The organism is Treponema brennaborense DSM 12168 (genome assembly GCF_000212415.1).
Lineage (GTDB): Bacteria > Spirochaetota > Spirochaetia > Treponematales > Treponemataceae > Treponema_F > Treponema_F brennaborense.
The window spans coordinates 2,954,436-2,971,993 of record NC_015500.1; the positions used below are offsets into that span (position 1 = coordinate 2,954,436).

General features: G+C 50.6%; 12 protein-coding genes. 2 read left to right on the forward strand and 10 right to left on the reverse strand.

The window, feature by feature from the left end; genetic code table 11:
* The 6 genes from TREBR_RS12875 to TREBR_RS12900 form a co-directional block, all read right to left on the reverse strand.
* A complete protein-coding gene (locus TREBR_RS12875; protein ID WP_013759607.1) occupies positions 1-1,149 on the reverse strand; it encodes an iron-containing alcohol dehydrogenase in 1,149 nt (382 codons plus the stop codon).
* 89 nt (positions 1,150-1,238) lie between these two features.
* Positions 1,239-1,526, reverse strand: a complete 288-nt coding sequence (locus TREBR_RS12880; protein ID WP_013759608.1) for a flagellar biosynthesis anti-sigma factor FlgM — start codon at positions 1,524-1,526, stop codon at positions 1,239-1,241.
* Positions 1,516-2,250, reverse strand: coding sequence for a 16S rRNA (cytidine(1402)-2'-O)-methyltransferase (gene rsmI, locus TREBR_RS12885; protein ID WP_013759609.1), 735 nt, complete (start codon positions 2,248-2,250; stop codon positions 1,516-1,518). Before rsmI ends, TREBR_RS12880 begins: the two co-directional genes overlap by 11 nt.
* A gap of 151 nt (positions 2,251-2,401) precedes the next feature.
* Positions 2,402-3,355, reverse strand: coding sequence for an alpha/beta hydrolase (locus tag TREBR_RS12890; protein WP_041610925.1), 954 nt, complete (start codon positions 3,353-3,355; stop codon positions 2,402-2,404).
* Between the two features lie 81 nt (positions 3,356-3,436).
* The gene (locus tag TREBR_RS12895) at positions 3,437-4,162 is read right to left on the reverse strand and encodes a hypothetical protein (RefSeq protein WP_013759611.1); all 726 of its coding nucleotides are present in this window, start codon (positions 4,160-4,162) and stop codon (positions 3,437-3,439) included.
* Positions 4,163-4,234: 72 nt separating this feature from the next.
* Complete coding sequence (locus tag TREBR_RS12900) at positions 4,235-4,987, reverse strand: hypothetical protein (RefSeq protein ID WP_013759612.1); 753 nt, start codon at positions 4,985-4,987, stop codon at positions 4,235-4,237.
* Between the two features lie 519 nt (positions 4,988-5,506).
* Here TREBR_RS12900 and TREBR_RS12905 point away from each other — a divergent pair.
* Together TREBR_RS12905 and TREBR_RS12910 are read left to right on the forward strand one after the other, a co-directional pair.
* Positions 5,507-6,061: a hypothetical protein gene (locus tag TREBR_RS12905; RefSeq protein ID WP_013759613.1), complete on the forward strand. Its 555-nt coding sequence runs from the start codon at positions 5,507-5,509 to the stop codon at positions 6,059-6,061.
* Positions 6,048-6,803, forward strand: a complete 756-nt coding sequence (locus TREBR_RS12910; protein ID WP_013759614.1) for a helix-turn-helix transcriptional regulator — start codon at positions 6,048-6,050, stop codon at positions 6,801-6,803. The genes TREBR_RS12905 and TREBR_RS12910 overlap by 14 nt, the downstream gene beginning before the upstream one ends.
* A 6-nt stretch (positions 6,804-6,809) precedes the next feature.
* On the opposite strand, the gene TREBR_RS12915 is transcribed toward TREBR_RS12910, so the two are convergent.
* From TREBR_RS12915 to TREBR_RS12930, 4 genes are all read right to left on the reverse strand, one after another.
* Positions 6,810-7,793 (reverse strand): aspartyl protease family protein, encoded by a 984-nt coding sequence (locus tag TREBR_RS12915; RefSeq protein ID WP_013759615.1) that lies wholly within the window; start codon positions 7,791-7,793, stop codon positions 6,810-6,812.
* A gap of 338 nt (positions 7,794-8,131) precedes the next feature.
* A complete protein-coding gene (locus TREBR_RS12920) occupies positions 8,132-10,462 on the reverse strand; it encodes a transglycosylase domain-containing protein (protein WP_013759616.1) in 2,331 nt (776 codons plus the stop codon).
* Positions 10,443-16,469 carry an alpha-2-macroglobulin family protein gene (locus TREBR_RS13955; protein ID WP_013759617.1) on the reverse strand — a complete coding sequence of 2,009 codons (6,027 nt, stop codon included), beginning with the start codon at positions 16,467-16,469 and terminating at the stop codon, positions 10,443-10,445. Before TREBR_RS13955 ends, TREBR_RS12920 begins: the two co-directional genes overlap by 20 nt.
* 81 nt (positions 16,470-16,550) lie before the next feature.
* Positions 16,551-17,483, reverse strand: coding sequence for an undecaprenyl-diphosphate phosphatase (locus TREBR_RS12930; RefSeq protein ID WP_013759618.1), 933 nt, complete (start codon positions 17,481-17,483; stop codon positions 16,551-16,553).
* Positions 17,484-17,558: the final 75 nt, after the last annotated feature.

Genomic DNA, 17,558 nt, shown 5'->3' on the forward strand with positions numbered 1-17,558 from the left:
TCAATATGCCAATTTGATCAATTCAAACAGATCGTCGGCCGTCATGGAGCGCGGCAGTCCGTTCATCAGTTCAAGCTGTCCGGCGTCTTCCGCCGCTAAAGAAAACTGTTCTATGCTGATGGAAAGATCCTTGAGCCGGGAAGGCAGGTTCGCCTGCGCCAACCGGCGGCGGGCGTTTTCCGCAAGCAGTGCCGCCGCCTGTTCGGGAGCGGCGTCCGCATCCGCAAGCCGCAGCATTCGTGCGATTTTGGCGAGCCGGTCGACCTTATATTTTGCCATATCTTCTATAATATACGGAAACAGAATTGAAACGGTCAGCGCGCGCGAAATGCGGAAACGGGCGTTTACCGCAAGCGCAAGCAGCGACGCCGGCCCCGGAGAGCCGGTCGCAACCGCAAGAGACGCCAAACAGCCGCCCATGGAAAGCAGCACTTCAGGCGGCGTCGTTACCGCAAGCGACTGTCCGCCGTCGAGCGCGTAGCCGAGTACTTCAAACGCCTTTTCGGCAAGCATGTCGGAAAAGAACGTCGCTTTCTGGGAAACGTACGCTTCAACGGCAAGGCACAGCGTTTCTATGGACATGGCGGCTATCTGATTTTCCGTCAGCGACACGGACAGATTGGAATCGAACAGCGCCATTTTACACAGGCCCGGCTGGGCTTTTATCAATTTGACGTGACGGCTTCTGGAGTCGACAACCGGAACCCGATCCGTAAAAACGAACGTATCGCGGATAGTCGAAGGAATCGCAATCATCGGCAGCGGCGCCGTAGACGGAACCGCTCCGTCTATAAAATCGTACAGATCGTGCACTTCGTTATATACGGCGCTCACGGCGCGGCCCAAATTCAGCGTTTTTGCACCGCCGACGGCGATCAGGCCGTGAACGTGCGCTTTACGGGCAAGAGACAATGCGCGCTGGATTATTTCCGAATCGGCGTCCGCTTCCATTTCGTCGAACTGAAAGAATTCAACTTTCCGGTCGGTCAGCGACTGCAGAATACCGTCGGCAACACCAAGTTCTTTCACGACCGGATCTATCAGCACGATATAACGGGAACCCCAGTCGCGGGCAAACTGTCCGGCACGGGCGGCCGTATAAGAGCCGAGTACGATGTTCGGCGAAATTCTAAAAATCAAATCGGACATATGTTTCTCCAGATTGCATAGTTTCAACAAAAAAAGACGGAAGCAACGTTCCGTCTTTTTTTTCCTCAGTTGCGAATTCGTGTTTTACGTTAAATACCGTAACTGGTCATGATACGGTCGGCAACAGAATCGATTACGGCGGAATTGATATACGACGGATCCTGTATCTTTTCTTTTACCTGCGCAACCAGGTCGCTGCGGACGTCGGGCGTTTCTGCGGCAATTTCGGACAAATAATATGCTTCGGCCATTTCCTGCGCTTCTTTCGAGACGGAAATGGAATCAACTCCGGAAGAAACGGACGCTTTTGCCGCGGTTCGGTGAGAACTCTGCACGTTATTCAGAGGATTTATGCCTCCAAGTTTATCAATCATCATTTTGACCTGCCTCTACCATATTATCGGTATTCTCTTCTAAAAATTGAGCATTTTTATTACCCGCAACGAACACCGCAAATTCACCAAGCACTTTGCTGCGTCCGGCAAAATCGTCTCGAACAGTCTCGGCCGATCCCTCCACAATTTCTTCGTGCAGTTTCGTCAGCTCACGGCCGACTACCACACGCCGCTCTTTTTCAATATCGGCAATATCCGTCAAAAGCTTAACGATTCTGAACGGCGATTCGTATAAAACGAACGCATATCCCAGCCCCAAAAGCTCCCGCAGCCGGGAACGGCGGCGCCCCGGTTTGGGCGATAAAAACCCTTCAAAAACGAGCGTTTTGCCGCCGGCACCCGCGACGCTCACCAAAGAAGCGAACGCCGACGCACCGGGAATCGGTACCACCGTATGGCCGGCTTCACGGGCAAGCCCCGCAAGCACCGCGCCCGGATCGCTAATGCCCGGCGTCCCCGCGTCGCTCGCATAAGCGACGGTCTGCCCGTCGTCGAGCAGCCGAATGATTTTCTGCGACGCCGCCGCTTCGTTTTGCGCGCGGCACGACACGAGCGGCTTCCGTATTTCAAAATGCGTCAAAAGCTGCAACGTATGCCGGGTATCTTCACAGGCAATCACGTCCGCCGTTTTAAAAGTTTCAAGCGCGCGGAACGTTATGTCGCCCAAATTTCCGATGGGCGTCCCGACGATATATAAAGTTGACACCCGTTAAGTATATACCGAATCCGACGGCGGCGCAAGAGAAAACGCGCCGTTTCCATGCACTCCACACTCATGCCAATCACACTGCGCACGTGCCGCTTCAGCCGCGCACTCGGCAGGCTTACGGAGGCCCCCGCATTCGGAACGGCCAGGCTTACGGAACGTACTTGCTCAGGAACGAATCGACGGCCGCCCAATACAGGTCAGGCGCGTCGTCTACGGAGTCTGCGTGAGCGGCGCCGGGAACGACGAGTTTTTCCTTTTCACACGAGGCCGCCTCGTACACCTGATCCAGCATGGCGAACGGTACGAACGTGTCCGCGTCGCCGTGAATGAACAGCGTCGGCGTAACCGAACGGCCGACGGCACGAACACAGTCGCCCTCGCCGAAAAAGTACCCGGCGCGCAGCTTGGTTACGAGCGACGTAACCGGAATCAGCGGAAAACGCGGCAAATTAAACGACTGCTTCAGCTGATACGTAAACTCCGCGTCGATGCTCGAATAGCCGCAGTCTTCCACGGCGGCGCGCACGTTCGCGGGAAGCGGCTCGCCGGTAGTCAGCATAACGGTTGCCGCTCCCATCGAAACGCCGTGCAAAACGACGCGGGCGGCCGAATCTTTTTCGGTCAGATACCGGATCCATTCTATCATGTCGTAGCGTTCGGGTGCGCCCATACCGATATACCGGCCTTCGCTCAAACCGTGCGAACGCTGATCAGGCACGAGTACGTTCCAGCCCCGCTCGTAATAATGCCGCGCGTACTGCGCCATAGCGGCCGCGGACATTTTATATCCGTGCACGGCGAGCGCATACCGGTCAGACGGAACTTTTGCCGCGATAAAATAGCCGTGCAATTGCAGCCCATCTTTTGCGGTAATGAATACGTTTTCGCCTTCACTCATCAGCCATTCTTCCGCAGGCAACGCGGCTGCCGATTCATCTTCGGCAATCAGCACGGCCGGCTCGTCGTCGGTAAAAACGTCTTTATCCGAAGCCGGATCCAGTGCGAACGTAAAAAAATAACTCGAAGCGGCGGCCAGTCCTATCACGGCGATCACCGCAACGGAACAAACCGCAATCACAATCCCTTTAACTGCTGTTTTCATACATTCAATATATACGAAATCGACGGGCGGTGCAATTTTCTGCGGCATAATTTTATCCGGCAGTTCGATTTGAACCTCTTATTATATATTCAGCACGATATTCCGTAATGTTGAAAACACCGCTATGCACGGCCATAATAGTTTTTCATCTATTTTGGAGTCTGGTACTGAGAAAATCTTATAGGAATCATAAGAAAATTCAGCATAAACTGTTCCATTTCTATCTACAATTTGAAAAACTTGTTCTTTTAATGTAATCATTTGTATAAAAGAGCTCATGCTGTCTTTCATTGTCGATACTGTATTCATACTTGTTAATAATACGGAAAATTCCACTCCCTCAACAGAGAAAGATGCAAGTTTAACAGGCAATTCAGACTCATGCACTTCTTTTTCCCAAATTGCTTGAGAACCGGATATATCAAATTTTTCAAATTTATAGATAGGCGGAAGATTTTGAATATCAATCGCTCTAATATTCAAAATTCTATTATTTTCTGTCATTTTACGGTAGTTGATATTAATGTTGTACAATGCGTCATTAAGGAAAACTTTTCCAGTCCATTTCATAAGATCTACAGTATTTAGATACAGTGGGTCAAAACCAAATCGGAAGTCTGTTTTTCCACTTAAAATGATATCTCTAGAATCTACATCGTCTGACTTTTTAAATTCTTTAATATTTCCGGATAATTCTGTTTCAAATGCAGTCGTCTCGATTCCGTACTGTTTTATCGTCATACAAGATAAAAAAATGAATATAAGCATTCCTAAAAACGGAAATATAATGCCCTGTTTGATTTTCATAATCGAACTTCTCCTATTAAGAATCATAGGAAGGAGCTAAAAATAAGATTTCAGTTCCTTCCTTTTATCATATTAATTTATATTCAGCACGATATTCCGTAGTGTTGAGAAAACAGCTATACACGGCCATAACAGTTTTTCATCTATTTTGGAGTCTGGTACTGAGAAAATCTTATAGGAATCATAAGAAAATTCAGCATAAACTGTTCCATTTCTATCTACAATTTGAAAAACTTGTTCTTTTAAGGGAATTAATTCGGTAAAGGAACTTATGTTATCATCTAACGATGGTAAAACATTCATAACCGTTACTAATACGGAAAAATCATTTTCGCCAATGGAAAAATTCGTAAAAACGCCAGGCATATCTTTTTCATACACAGTAATTATGTTTTTCTCTTTGAAAGAGAATCTTCTTTCTATGTCAAATTTAGCAAACTGGTACATTGCGGGTAAGCCTTCAATTGTAACATTAGTCACTTTAGATATACGGTTGCTATAAGGTCTATCCCCTTCATACTCTTGCCTATAAGACATTTTAATGGCATATTCAGAATCATACAGACTTATAGTTCCCTTCATTTTCCTGTTTGCAACAGGCAGGTCTGAAAAAAGTATAAATACACCGCCATATTTATTTGTGTCATTTACCACAATATCGCTTTCCGTATATGTTCCATTTTTTTTATATTTCTTTATTTCACCGGAATACAGAACTTCAAAACTGTCGGTATTCTGCCCGTACTGTTTTATCGTCATGCAAGATGAAAATAAAAAAAAGGATAAAAATACTAGTATAAGCAAAAATGTTTTATTAATTTTCATAATCGAACTTCTCCTGTTTTAATGGGAATTGAAGAATTGAAATTCATTTTTAAGAAAAAACGCCAAATCTTTAAATCAATATCTATCCCAACTTGGGGAGATATCGACTGACTCCATATTAATTTGCTGATTTGAATTTCATCATGAATGACAATCTGTCCTATGACCGATTTTATTAAACTGTAGAATGTGTTTCACAACCGCTCCTCTCTCCGACACATTTTTCATAATTCAATTTTATAATATCAGTGTTGCATGATTTTTTTTCACAAGTCAACTCAAAAAACGCCATTTATTACATATGTAATATCCCAATATTACATAAATCATATGGTAATATTACCTAAATCATCTTGACAAAATCAGTTTTATACCCATTTAAATTTGATTCAATGGAGTAAAAATCCAGAATATTACCAAAGTAAGGTAACCTGTAAATAGTAATATGACAAATTTGCCAAAAATGTAGTTTTATGTTATTCTTAAAAAGTTATTTTTTTAACACCGAGGAGAAGGTTTATGAAAAAAAATAGTGTATGCCCATTATTTTTACAAAATCCAGAAGAAAAAGAACGTATTGATTGGGATTATTTTGTTTCCGAAATACAGAAAGTGTTCAAATTAAATGATTTTGAAGTTACTCGCTTAAAAAACAGTAATGTAGCAAAAATTATAGCTACTATTCCATTTGCAGCGGGTTGTAATGAACCGGAAAGAACTGCTATATCACATTTAATAACTTACATTGCAGAAATTAAAGGATTTCAAAAATACTGCGCCCATTTACCCTGTGATAATTTTGATATTTATCATAGATTAAACAGATTAGCAACGTTTTCCGGTGGTGATAAAAAAATAATTCATGAAGGCTTATCTTTGTTAGCATTGATTATGTTAGAAGGATATCATGAATCTCAAGAACACGATAAACAAAATAAAATCTACAACCCGTTAAATTCTGGGTCATGGAATTATGAACAAAAAAAAGCTGAACTGGAAAAAGAACTTGAAGTAATTACCTGTGAATCTCTTGCTGATTTTTTTACTATCGGAGTTAGTAATGGAAGATGGTAGAAATAACGAATTGATTATTTGGCGATGTATTGCCATATTTGGAGCCATATTATTACTATCAAGAATTATTCCAAATATCATAAATAATGATTACCACACAGGTACTATTTCAGACTCGAAAGATAGTTTCTCTCGTATATCTATGTTTGTAATTAATGTTATAGGTTTCTTTGTTTTTATTTTTTTAATTTTCCAACCTTTGAAACTAGAATTATACGGTATATTCAGTTTTTTATATGCAGTTTATTTTTTTATTGACGGATACTCTCCGTTAATGGGAGTATTAATGTTCATACTATCCTTTTCAACACTCTATAAACGCGGATTTTATAGGAAGAACAAAAAAACTAAATTTATTTTCACCTGTATCTTTCTATCACTCATAATGATATCAGGAATTAGATATGGGATAGATATTTGGTTTGATGGATTCATCAACACATTCGGCTATCTTTTTATAATCGGTCTTATCGCCTACGTTATTCTAAGTAAAGTTGCAAAAGACAAAAAATATTCCGGTCAACCGGTGTTAGATTTTAATAAATTTCCGGATCTTACAGAACGTGACAAAGAATGGATAAAGCTACTTATAACTGAAACTAAATACACAACTATTGCACATGAATATGGTATTTCATTTGGCACTGTAAGAAACCGAATGCGATACATCTTCAAAATCCTTGGAGTTCCAGACCGCATTGGTTTTATGGCTTCATTTTCTGGTTATGAAATTCTAGGGTAATCACTTTCAATAAGATTCAAGCCACAATAACCCATTTTTATAATCTACGGTAATTCTATTGCGAGCAAAAAAGTCGTAGCCAAGAAGCATGTCTACGTTAATAGAACTAAGAACATCAGCATACATATCTGTAGCAGAATCTTGAACAACTAGACCTGTAAAGGTTTTAGTTAATGTGATATTTCCAATTTCAACAAGCTCTACATCATAGTAATAGGAGTTTCCTGTTAGCATTGTGCTATTAAAATATTCCCAGTTAACATCTTCTGTTAACATATCAGTTAAAGGGAAATTAAATATCTCATTATTTATTAGTCCTGTTGGCGCACCTGTATCTAAACAAATTTTAACAGGAACACCATTAACTTTTCCTTCCGTAACAATATGACCTGTTGAAACATCACAAGAAATAGGCTCAACATTGGGAACTTCATCGTTTAAAATTAGTTTTCGATTTTTATAATCAAAAGTTACTCGTTCTGCATAAAATCCGTATATACTACTACCAACATAGCCCATTCCGTTTCTATTAAACATGCCTGAATAATTAGCAGTGTATGCAATTTTTCCAAAACCTAAATCAATTTCTCGTGGAAAGTAAAAATAGGCAGAATCATCAACATTGTACGTCCCACCTAGAGATTCAAAAGTTTCAATAGAAAGACTTATACCAGAAGCTCCAGAATCAAGAACCATATTACCTTTTTTACCGTTAACCGTTACAGGAACATAAAGCAAACCATTCATTATAAAAATTCCGATTTCTGTTCTTGGAATATCTGTAGGTAATGGAAGATTATTTTTTATACGAAATTTGTCTCTAAATGCTACCACAGCTTCTATTTCTTCATTAGTGTAAAACTTACCGCCATTATCGCCTTTTGTTAGCAATTCACCTGTTTTGTATCTTGCACAACTGGTAATACTACTCAAAAGTACAGCAAATAAACAAATTTTTATTAACAAGACATTCACTCTATTAAACTTCATTTTCACTCCTTCAAAAATCGGAAAACACCTTAATCAATCCTTGCAGTAGTTGTACATGAAAAAATCAATAGTGACAGAACTGCCGTTGCTAAAAGTAAATAAGATTTTTAAGCTTTGCATTCATTCTCTCCCGTAAAAAGTCAAGTTAAAACTTGAAAGGTTATCATAATAGTACAGTCAAAAAAAATACCCGAAAACAAAAAGAGGGAAACCGGCCCCATTTTGTATGATTTAAAGTAATTGCCGCGGTAATCGATAAGCACGACCGAATAAACGTACTGCGCCGAGAGCAGCCCGAAAAAAACGGACTCTCGCCCCCGAAACGTTTCCGGCGCAATCTATTTTACCGAAATCCGGATCGCCGCGTTCCGTCCGTCCGCAAAACGCACCGTAAGACGCATTTCGCCCGGCAAAAGAGGAACGTACCAACTGAACGGCCGTTCACTCGTTCCGGCGGAAACACCGTTCACGAACAGCTCCGCCCGCGCACCGGCGCCGGTACAGTCCACTTTGATTTTCTGCGCCGCCGACGGAATCGACGGATCGAACACGAACACCGCGCCGTCCGCCGGATACAGAATCCGCCCTTCGCCCGTATCCGCAAGCGCGCCAGCCGTATTCCGCCCGCTCAGCCAGCGCTGATATTCCTGCGGATACCGCACGTGAACGCGCCCGTTCTGCCGGTAATGCCACGAACAAACCGGACGGTTCGCCGCCGCCGCTAAAGCGACGTATTCGTCCGTAACCGCAGGGCAGTCCGGACCGGGCGCCATACCCGACACCGCGCACACTGGCAGTTTTCGGTAATTGCGGGGAGCGGCAAACGCGGCGGCGGTTTCCGGATTCCGCTCCGACAGCACGTCCAACACGCCGCGCACGACGGCGGCCGGAACGGAACTGCCCGTTTCGCGCACGACGGTTTCACCGGTAAAGTTTCCCATCCAAACACCGGCGGTATACCGCGCCGTACTGCCGAGCGCGATGATGTTCTGAAACTGATTCGACGTTCCCGTTTTGAAAATCGCCGGATACGGCGTGCTGAACACTTCGGCAAAACCGAACCCCAGTGCGCGAGCGCGGCGGTCGGACAAGATGTCGCAGATGAGCGCGGCGGTATCCGGTTCGTACACTGCAGCAGAAGCCGAGAAGTCTGCCAATCCGGCCGGCTCCGTCCCGGCTTCAGCCGAAACAGCTCCCGCTTTAAGATACGTAACGGAGGGAATCGTACCGCCGCGCGCGAACACGCTGAACGCCCGAACCAGCTCGAACAGCGTCACTTCTCCGCTGCCGAGCGCGAGCGAAAGCCCCTGCCGGTTCCGCTCGCCCGCCAACGAATCGAATCCGAGCGCGCCGAGCGTTTTCAGATAATTGTCCACGCCCAGCCGGTACAGCAGATATACGGCGGGAATATTCAGACTCGACGCGAGCGCGTTCCGCAGCAATACCGGCCCGTTGTATTGATTGTTAAAATTGAGCGGTACGTACACCTGCTCGCTGCCGAAATCCATCGGAACGTCGGCAAGGACACTCGACGGAGTAAAACCGCGTTCAAGCGCGAGCGCGTAGATGAACGGTTTCATCGTACTGCCGCTCTGATTCCGGACGAGCACGCCGTCTATCTGCCCCTCGTTTTCGCTGAAAAAATCACCGCTACCCGCCCAGCAAAGAATTTCACCGGTTACGTTGTCAATGACGAGCGCCGCACCGTGAGAAAGCCGGGCATCGGCGTGCAGTGCGATCTGCGTACTGATATCGTTCGCCACTTTATCCGACAAAGCGGCGTCGACGCTCGTATGCAATTCCGGAGGCAGCCGTCCGCCTGCCGAATTACGGACGTACAGAACGAAATGCGGCATACCGAGCGGATATTCGTACCGTTCGCCGACGGACACCGCATCGATCCATTCGGTCTTCGTCACGGAAAACCCCGTTCGCTTTCCGATTTCCGCCGCAGCTTCAAACGACGCGCCCGGATCTTCAAGCGGATTGTACTTGACCGGACGGCGCGGAATAACCGCCAGCGCGTGAATCTGCGCTTCGGACAGCCTGTCCGGAGTCGTACCGAAATACGTACGCGCTGCGGATCCGACGCCTTCGGCCTGCAGTCCGAACGGCAGGGAATTCAAATATAATTCGAGAATACGTTTTTTCGGCAGTTTCGATTCAATCCTGACAGCCGTAAACGCTTCGGCAAGTTTGACGCCCACCGAAACCGGCTTACCCGGATCGCGCGGAACCACCAGACGCGCAAGCTGCATCGTTACGGTAGACGCGCCGCTGACCGGCCGCCCCGATTTCGCGTTCTGAACGAACGCCCGCACGAGCGCAATCACGTCAACGCCGCCGTGCCGGTAAAAATTCTCGTCTTCCGCCGCAATAAACACGCGCAAAATTGCGGGCGGCAGTGCGTCCAAGTCGTACCATTCGCGGCGCAGTCCGTTTTCAAGCGGCAGAACTTGCAGCAGCACACCGTTTCGGTCGTACACGCGCGTACTGCACGGGCGGACGATAAACGCGTCGAGTGCGGCGAACGGTGCGAACCTCAGCGTCAAACGTACGCCGCCCCACAGCGCGATAACCGCGACAACTGCCGCCGCTATGCGGCGGCGTCTGCCGGCAAATTTGGCAGCCTGCGAATTCCCGGCACCGTTATTTTTCCGTAATGACAACGACGCCGCCTTTCGATCTGCCGAAAATTTCCGGCTCGTACATACATTCGGCCGTCGCGCCGGGTACGGTGAACGAACCGCTGCGCACCGCTCTGAATAGGAATTCCACCTGCTGCCGTCCGCGGCGGAACGCGTCCCAGAAATAGCGCACTTCGTTGTCGTATATTTCCTGCCCCGAAAGACCGAAGTTGTACCGCTCGAACCATTCGTCTTCGGAGATAAAATTGCCGTCCGCACCGGTATCGTCCGACGCGGAACCGGTTCCCGCATACTGTGCGCTCGTTGCGAACGCCGCGTTCAGCACTTCGGCGCCGGACGGTATCGGAACGCGGAGCGCGACGAAGGTTCGGTCTTTCGTCGTGGAAAGCGTTGCCCGCGCGCGGTAGACCGTTCCCGAAACCAACGCGCTGCCCGCAACCGGTTTGCCGGTTTTGACGTCGGTAATATCGACGAACACGCTCAACCCTTCGTCGCGTGCGTACTGCTTATCCGCAGGTACCGGATATTTCATCGAAACCGTATAAAACAACGTTCCCCGACCGTCTTTCGACACTTCGAGCGGCAATTCCGTACCGAATGCCGCACCGTCCGCGGCGAGTTCCGCAAACGGCGCCGTCTTTTCCACGGGTTTCGCCGCAGCCCCTTTGAACGAACCGGACACGAACCCGTTTCCGGCAAGAGTCGCTTCGGCACTGAAATCGAGCGATTCAAGATTATTTGCTTCTATATACGAAGCGACCGCTTCAAGTACGCGCGCGGTAGACGCCGTATTTTTCCAATAACCGTTTCCGGCACGCTGAATTTCAAGCAGATTGAACAGAAATCTGCCGTTCAGATCGTCGGACGGATCAAGCGCCGTAAAGAACTGCAACAGCAGCGCGTTCCGTTCGGACACGTCGTTGAAATACATCCACGGTGAACTCGTAAACCGTGAATCCGTTACGTCCGCACCGCGCGTCGTCGGCCGTACGTGTGCACGGATATCCTTCGCCACCGCTTCGGCTTTTTGCCGGTTTCCGTTGCTCAGATACATCAGCCCGCACAACGCTTTTTCCGCATATCCGGCCGAAGGTATTCCGCACACGCCGTCTATTTTGCGTTCATCGACGGAACCGGTCAGCTTCATCCGAACGAACAGCGTGTACGCCTGCACGTACGCATTGCCGCGGTACCACGAGCGGGTCACTTCCGCACTCAGATAATCCGAAAGCGCCGGCACGTTTATCGACCGGGGCACGGTTATTCCATGCAGTTTTGCCGACGCAATCAATTCGGCAAACCGAAGCGACGGAGCGAACGACGAATATGAACTCGTTTTCCAATACGGAAAACCGCCGTCCGACTGCTGGGTCTTCGCCCAATCGGCAATTTCCCGTTCAATGACTTTTTTGGGCGAACTGACTTCGCTTTGCATACCGAACACGTCGATATATTTTTCAAAATACAGCAAGGGAATCATTGCCGAACAACGCTGCTCAAGGCAGCCGTACGGATAGCGGAACACGTACGAAACCGCTTCGGTCAGCGTTCCCAATCGCGTCGGGTCGAGTTGCACGAAAAGCGTTCCCGCACCGGCAGCGGCCGTTGTGCCGGCAGCGGCCGTTGTGCCGTCGGCGGACATCGCGGAACCGCCGGTAACAGTTGTGCCGTCGGCGGCCGTTGTGCCTGCAGCGGCCGAGACTTCGGCAACCGAAACAGGAAGAACGATTTTTTCGGTAACTGAGGCCGCGCCCTTTTTGTCCGTACTGCCGGACGACACGTCGCCGACGGTCGTTACCGTTTCAAACACGTACGGGCGGTCTATTTCAAGCACTTTTACGATACGCTCGGTTACCACGTCCGATTCGACCTTAAACACGACCGAGACGAACCCGTACTCCTGCGCGCTTATATCGAACATAAGCGGAACGGTTTTTCCCGCGGGAACGGTTACCGTTTTCCGCACCGGAGCCGCGCCGGCTGCCGAAATACCGCCGTTAGCGGCGGCAGCACCCGCGCCGGCTGCCGAAGCACCGCCGTTCGCGGCAGCAGTACCTGCGACTGCCGAAGCGCGGCCGGGCCGGCGAACGACGCCGTTTTCTTCAGCGGGAACACCCGCGCGTTCGCTTCCCGGCACGATTTCCATTGAAACGGTTACTTCGTGCGCGCGGCCGTCAAGACTCGAAATCACTACGCCCGCGTCGGACGTATCGTGTTCGCGAAGCCGGCGCGGCAGAACGTCGCGCACGCTGACCGGTTTGTTTACCGACATTTCGGCTTCGGAAATTCCGAAATAATCGCTCAGCACGCCCACCGCCGTAATCCGGTACGCCGTAATCGTGTCGGGCAACGTGAACGAATATGAAACGGTGCCGTCCGCGCCGGTCGTCAGAACCGGAACGAACACCGCCGTCGGATCAAAGTTTTTGCGCTCTTCAATTTTATCGCCGCCCTCGTCTCCGCCGAACAGATTGCGCACTTCGTACGTAACCGGATCGATCAAAAGCGAACGGGAATCACCGCCGGCAACGGCGCTGAAAAACAGATATTCGTTATAAAAATGTGCAACCGGATCGGGCACGTGATAATTGATAAGGTCGATAACGCCGCGATCCACCGCCATGAGCGTCAGCTCGGCACCCGCGAGCGGCTGGCCGGCTTTAGAAGCCGAAAGCGTTATCGTCGCCGTGTCGCCCGGCCGGTACGACGGTTTATCCTGCGTTACAGTTATATCGAACTCGCGCGCAACCGGATCTACGCGAATCGCCGCCGCACCGAAATATCCTTTCGGTTTATCCATATCGGGAGTCGCATAATCGTGATCGGGCTTTTTCGTGCGCGTCGAATACGACGAAACCGTTACGTACGCAACCGGCAGATACCGATCCGTAACCGGCACTTCAAGAACCGTACTCGGCTCCGTCAGGCGGAACACCTGCTCGGAAAAAACACCTTCCCGTTCGACAGTCATCAGATAGGTGCCGGCGGGCAGCGGACTTTGCAGCAGGATACGGGCGGTGTCGCCCGCCTGATACACGTCCTTATCCGGCAGCAGCGTGATTTCCTGCGATTCGTTTCCGTAATAATAATTCCAGTCCGAACCGGTTACGTAAAAGCTGCGTTCGGTAACAACCGCACGGGCACCGCTGTCCTGAGCGGAAAGCCGAAGGACGTACGCGCCGCCTTTGGGAGGCGTTACGGAAACCGTTCCGGCCGCCGCAAGCGGTACCGTCGATGTCGATTCGCTTACCATTTCGCGCACGTACCGGGTAATAATCTGCCCGTTCAGTCCCATCTGGCGTACTTGTTTCCAGTCTTCGCGCAGCAATTCTACGGACAGTTTGCGATCGCTTTTACGCCGCGGAAGCATTTCCTCGGCGGGAGCCGAACCGTCCGGCTGCGCAAGCAGATAATCGAAGGAAAGTTCCGTTCCCTTTTTGGCAAAACCGGTTATCCCCTTCGCAGCGGAAAGACCGATGTAATACTGCGCCGGATGCACGACGACGGAGGCCGAAGAGCTGACGGCCTGCGAACCCGCGTCAAAAACGGTCGACTCCACGCGGTACGAATACGCCATACCTTTTATCGTTTCACCGCCGGAAAGCTGGGAGGCGGACGCTTTACCGGTTCCGTCGAGCGCGCCCTCTTCCGATGAAAGCGCGGACCGGCCGTCGTATCCCTGCCGCGGGCCGAACCGGTATCCGTCGAAGCGCACGCCGTCCGGACGGAAGCCCGCCGGTTCGCGGTACCACTCGGCGTTCCACTGCGCACCGGCAAGGCTGCCGCCGCCCAAATACGAAGCGGAGACGGCCGCGGGAATGCGGTCGCCGCTGACGTACGGAACGGCAGTCGGAATCGAAACAGCCGTCTCAAAGCGCAGCCGTTCAAAATACGCCACCGTAACCGGAATCGATTCGGTAGCGGATCGGCCGTTTAATGTGCGCGTATATTCTATCAGATACGAACCGGGCGCCAGCTCCTGCGGCAAGGTGAACTTTCCGGTAAAACCGCCGCTTTCGGAAGCGGAACCGGTCACGGTAACGAACGGCTTCGACCGCCAGGTATTTTCGCGAATGCTCAGCGTGTACGGTCCCGCGTACGGTTCGTACGAACCGAGCTGCAAATTGCGATCTATGCCGCGCAGCTGCATCGTTTCACCGGGTTTGTACAACCCGCGGTCGGTAAACATGAACGTTACCATCTGCGCCGCCCGCGCGTTCTGCGGAGATCTGACGTTTCCGGCGTACTGCCACAACCGGTTCCCGGAAGGATTAAAAACGGCACGGTCGCCGTCTTTTTCCGCGCTGACGTAACAGGTGCGTACGGAATCACCGATGACATTCGGCTCCAAATCGATGCGGACGAATCCGTTTTCATCGGTAACGCCCGAAGCAGCCGGAGTTCCCGGCGCGGTGAGCACCGTCTCCCCGTCCACCGAATACGATGCGTACGTATACAGTTTGACGGCGGCGCCCGGAACGGGTTTTCCCGTCGCAAGGCTGGTAACGAGAACCAAAACGCGGTTGTATCCGTACCGAACCGTCAGTCCCAAATCGGTTACCTGTACGGTTTGTCCGTTTTCCATCTTCGAGACGCGCGTTTCGCCGTAATAATCTTTCCGATTATATTTCATCACCGCGCTGAACGACACGGCGCCGAACGCACCGTGATCCGTTTGCGTTAAAAACGGCAGCAAATCAACCGGCTGCAGCACGCGGACGTTTTTGGGAATTGAAGTTTCGTCCAAAACGGTTACGTCCGCCGGCTGTGCAGCCGGCGCGCCGGTGAGCGCCTTGACGCGATATTCGGAACCGGGCAAAACGTTCTGATACTCGAAAATCAGTTTCGGCGGAAACTGCGCTTCAAGCATTCCGAAGCCGTAATCCTTGAAGCCCGCGTAACTCGCCGCTTCGGGAACGGTCACCGTTTCAGGACCGGCGGCGTCGGCAAACGGTCTGCCGTACACATCGGAAACCGCCCCGGCCGCAAGCGTTATCGTATACTGCTGATCGAACGTAACCGGCAGACCGAACACGGTCAGCACCGAACCGTCCGCTTCCACGTTCGCCGCGGTTACCGGCATCGCCGGTTCCGTCCGCACGGCTGCCGCAAGCTTTGCCGGATCGAGCGCCGGTGCCAGCCGGTGTGAAAATCGAAAGCGGACGGGATTCGTGTATTTGCCGTACGAACGGCCGTCGGTGTCGATATCTTCGAGGGAAAAAGGTTTCAGCGTGTGAAACGAATGGCTGCCGTCGCTCTGCGCCGTACCGAGCGATTCCGCGTCGGAACGCGCGCCGGCTTTAAGCGTAACGGTCATGCGCGTATTCTCAGGCGGCGCTTTTTTCAGCGTCAGCACGAGCAGCTGTTTTTGCTTTTCATCGGACTGAGCGGCATCGAACGGATACACCGTTCCCGCCTCGTCGCTCACTTCAACGTATTTCGCCGTTTCCTTTGCCGTTACCGGCTGCGAAAAAACGAGCGCAATCGAACGCGCCTGTTCGGGCGGAACGTCGCCGGCATCGACCCATTCGCCCGCGGCAATCGCCTTATAGCCGGGCGTTACGGAAAGGAGTTTCAATTCTTCGGTGCGGAACGTGAATTCAGTCTGACCCGAAATCGGCGTACCGTCGGCCGCGCGAATATCGCCCGACAGCGTTACCGTATATTCGCGCTGCGGAACGGTCTGCTGCGAAGAATCGAAGCACAGCAGACTCGTTCCGTACCAGCGGAACACGCCTTCAAGCGGCGGTTCGATTTTCATCAGATCAGACTTTTCCGAAGGTTCGCCCAACACGGTAACGGGAACCACCGGTTTTGAAAACTGTACGTACACCGCCGGATATTTCATGTCGGCGGGTAAAACGCCCGCGGGCTGCATATCCAGCACGTACAGCGCGTCGTCGGAAACGGCGGCGGCAGCATCCGATTTACCGGCGGCAACTTTGCTGCCGTTCCCGCTGCAGCCGAAAAAAGCGCACCACGCGCACAAACAACAGAAAGCGGCGAGCACCGTTCGTCCGAGTTTCATACATCCTCCGAAAATCCATAAAAACGATTACAAAATCAGAACGCCGCCGCCCCGAAACGGCGGTCTTACGCGGCGTTCAGTTTAATGCAGAAAAATGATTCCGAGAATACCGATCGGTATCAAATACGCAGCGAACCATTCGAGTTTGCCTTTTCTGATAATTTTCATCAAAAACGCCAGCGCGGCGAAGCCCGAAACGAACGCAGCCGCGCACCCGACGGCGACGGTTCCCATGCCGATACTTGAAGCGACAGCTCCGATATCTTTGGCTTCAAGCACGAACGCGCCCAAAATCGCGGGAATCGAAAGCAAAAACGAAAATTCGCCTGCCGTCGTTCGATCCACGCCGCACAAAAGCGCGCCCGCGATCGTACTGCCCGAACGGGAAATACCGGGCAGCACGCCGAATCCCTGTGCAAGCCCGATCAGCAGGCCCTGAACCGGCCGGACCGCTGCGGAAACGGGCGCTTCGGCGGAATTATCCGCATTATACGCCTCGGCGGCACTGTCCGCATTATACGCTTCGGCGGAATTGACCGCCTTGCCGGCTTTGCCCGTATCGTCCGCCCCGTAACCGCCGGCGGCTTTTTTCAGCGTCCGCTGCGCGTTGAGTTTTGCCGAAAGAATCAACACGAACGCCGTTACGATAAATCCCGCGCACACGACTTTTATCGGAACGTCGGGAATAAAATCTTTCAGCACGACGCCGAACACACCGGTTACCGCCGTTCCCAGCAGCAGCGCGGCTATCGTCTGCAATCCGGCTGCGTCTCCGGCACGCGAACGGCGGCTTATCCACCGCCCCAAAACGCACAGCAGCAGCCATATCTTTTTGCGGAAAAACACCACCACCGCGGCGAGCGTCGCCAAATGCAAAAACACGTCGAACAGAAGCGGTACGTCGTCGAGCGAAAATAAATTCTGCACGACGGCCAAATGCCCTGAACTTGAAATAGGTAAGAATTCCGCCACACCTTGCAGCAGTCCGAGTAAAATCGCCTGAATAATCGACATGGAGCCTCCGTCTATGTTAAGAGTAGCAAACTTTTGAAAACCGCTCAAGTATAGCACGATACTCGAAGTGCGTCA

Excerpts from the sequence above, each read along its gene's own strand:
- TREBR_RS12880 (WP_013759608.1), bottom strand. The coding sequence starts at position 1,526 with ATGATGATTGATAAACTTGGAGGCATAAATCCTCTGAATAACGTGCAG.
- TREBR_RS13955 (WP_013759617.1), bottom strand. The coding sequence starts at position 16,469 with ATGAAACTCGGACGAACGGTGCTCGCCGCTTTCTGTTGTTTGTGCGCG.
- TREBR_RS12890 (WP_041610925.1), bottom strand. The coding sequence starts at position 3,355 with ATGAAAACAGCAGTTAAAGGGATTGTGATTGCGGTTTGTTCCGTTGCG.
- TREBR_RS12930 (WP_013759618.1), bottom strand. The coding sequence starts at position 17,483 with ATGTCGATTATTCAGGCGATTTTACTCGGACTGCTGCAAGGTGTGGCG.
- TREBR_RS12900 (WP_013759612.1), bottom strand. The coding sequence starts at position 4,987 with ATGAAAATTAATAAAACATTTTTGCTTATACTAGTATTTTTATCCTTT.
- TREBR_RS12910 (WP_013759614.1), top strand. The coding sequence starts at position 6,048 with ATGGAAGATGGTAGAAATAACGAATTGATTATTTGGCGATGTATTGCC.
- TREBR_RS12905 (WP_013759613.1), top strand. The coding sequence starts at position 5,507 with ATGAAAAAAAATAGTGTATGCCCATTATTTTTACAAAATCCAGAAGAA.
- TREBR_RS12915 (WP_013759615.1), bottom strand. The coding sequence starts at position 7,793 with ATGAAGTTTAATAGAGTGAATGTCTTGTTAATAAAAATTTGTTTATTT.
- TREBR_RS12895 (WP_013759611.1), bottom strand. The coding sequence starts at position 4,162 with ATGAAAATCAAACAGGGCATTATATTTCCGTTTTTAGGAATGCTTATA.
- TREBR_RS12875 (WP_013759607.1), bottom strand. The coding sequence starts at position 1,149 with ATGTCCGATTTGATTTTTAGAATTTCGCCGAACATCGTACTCGGCTCT.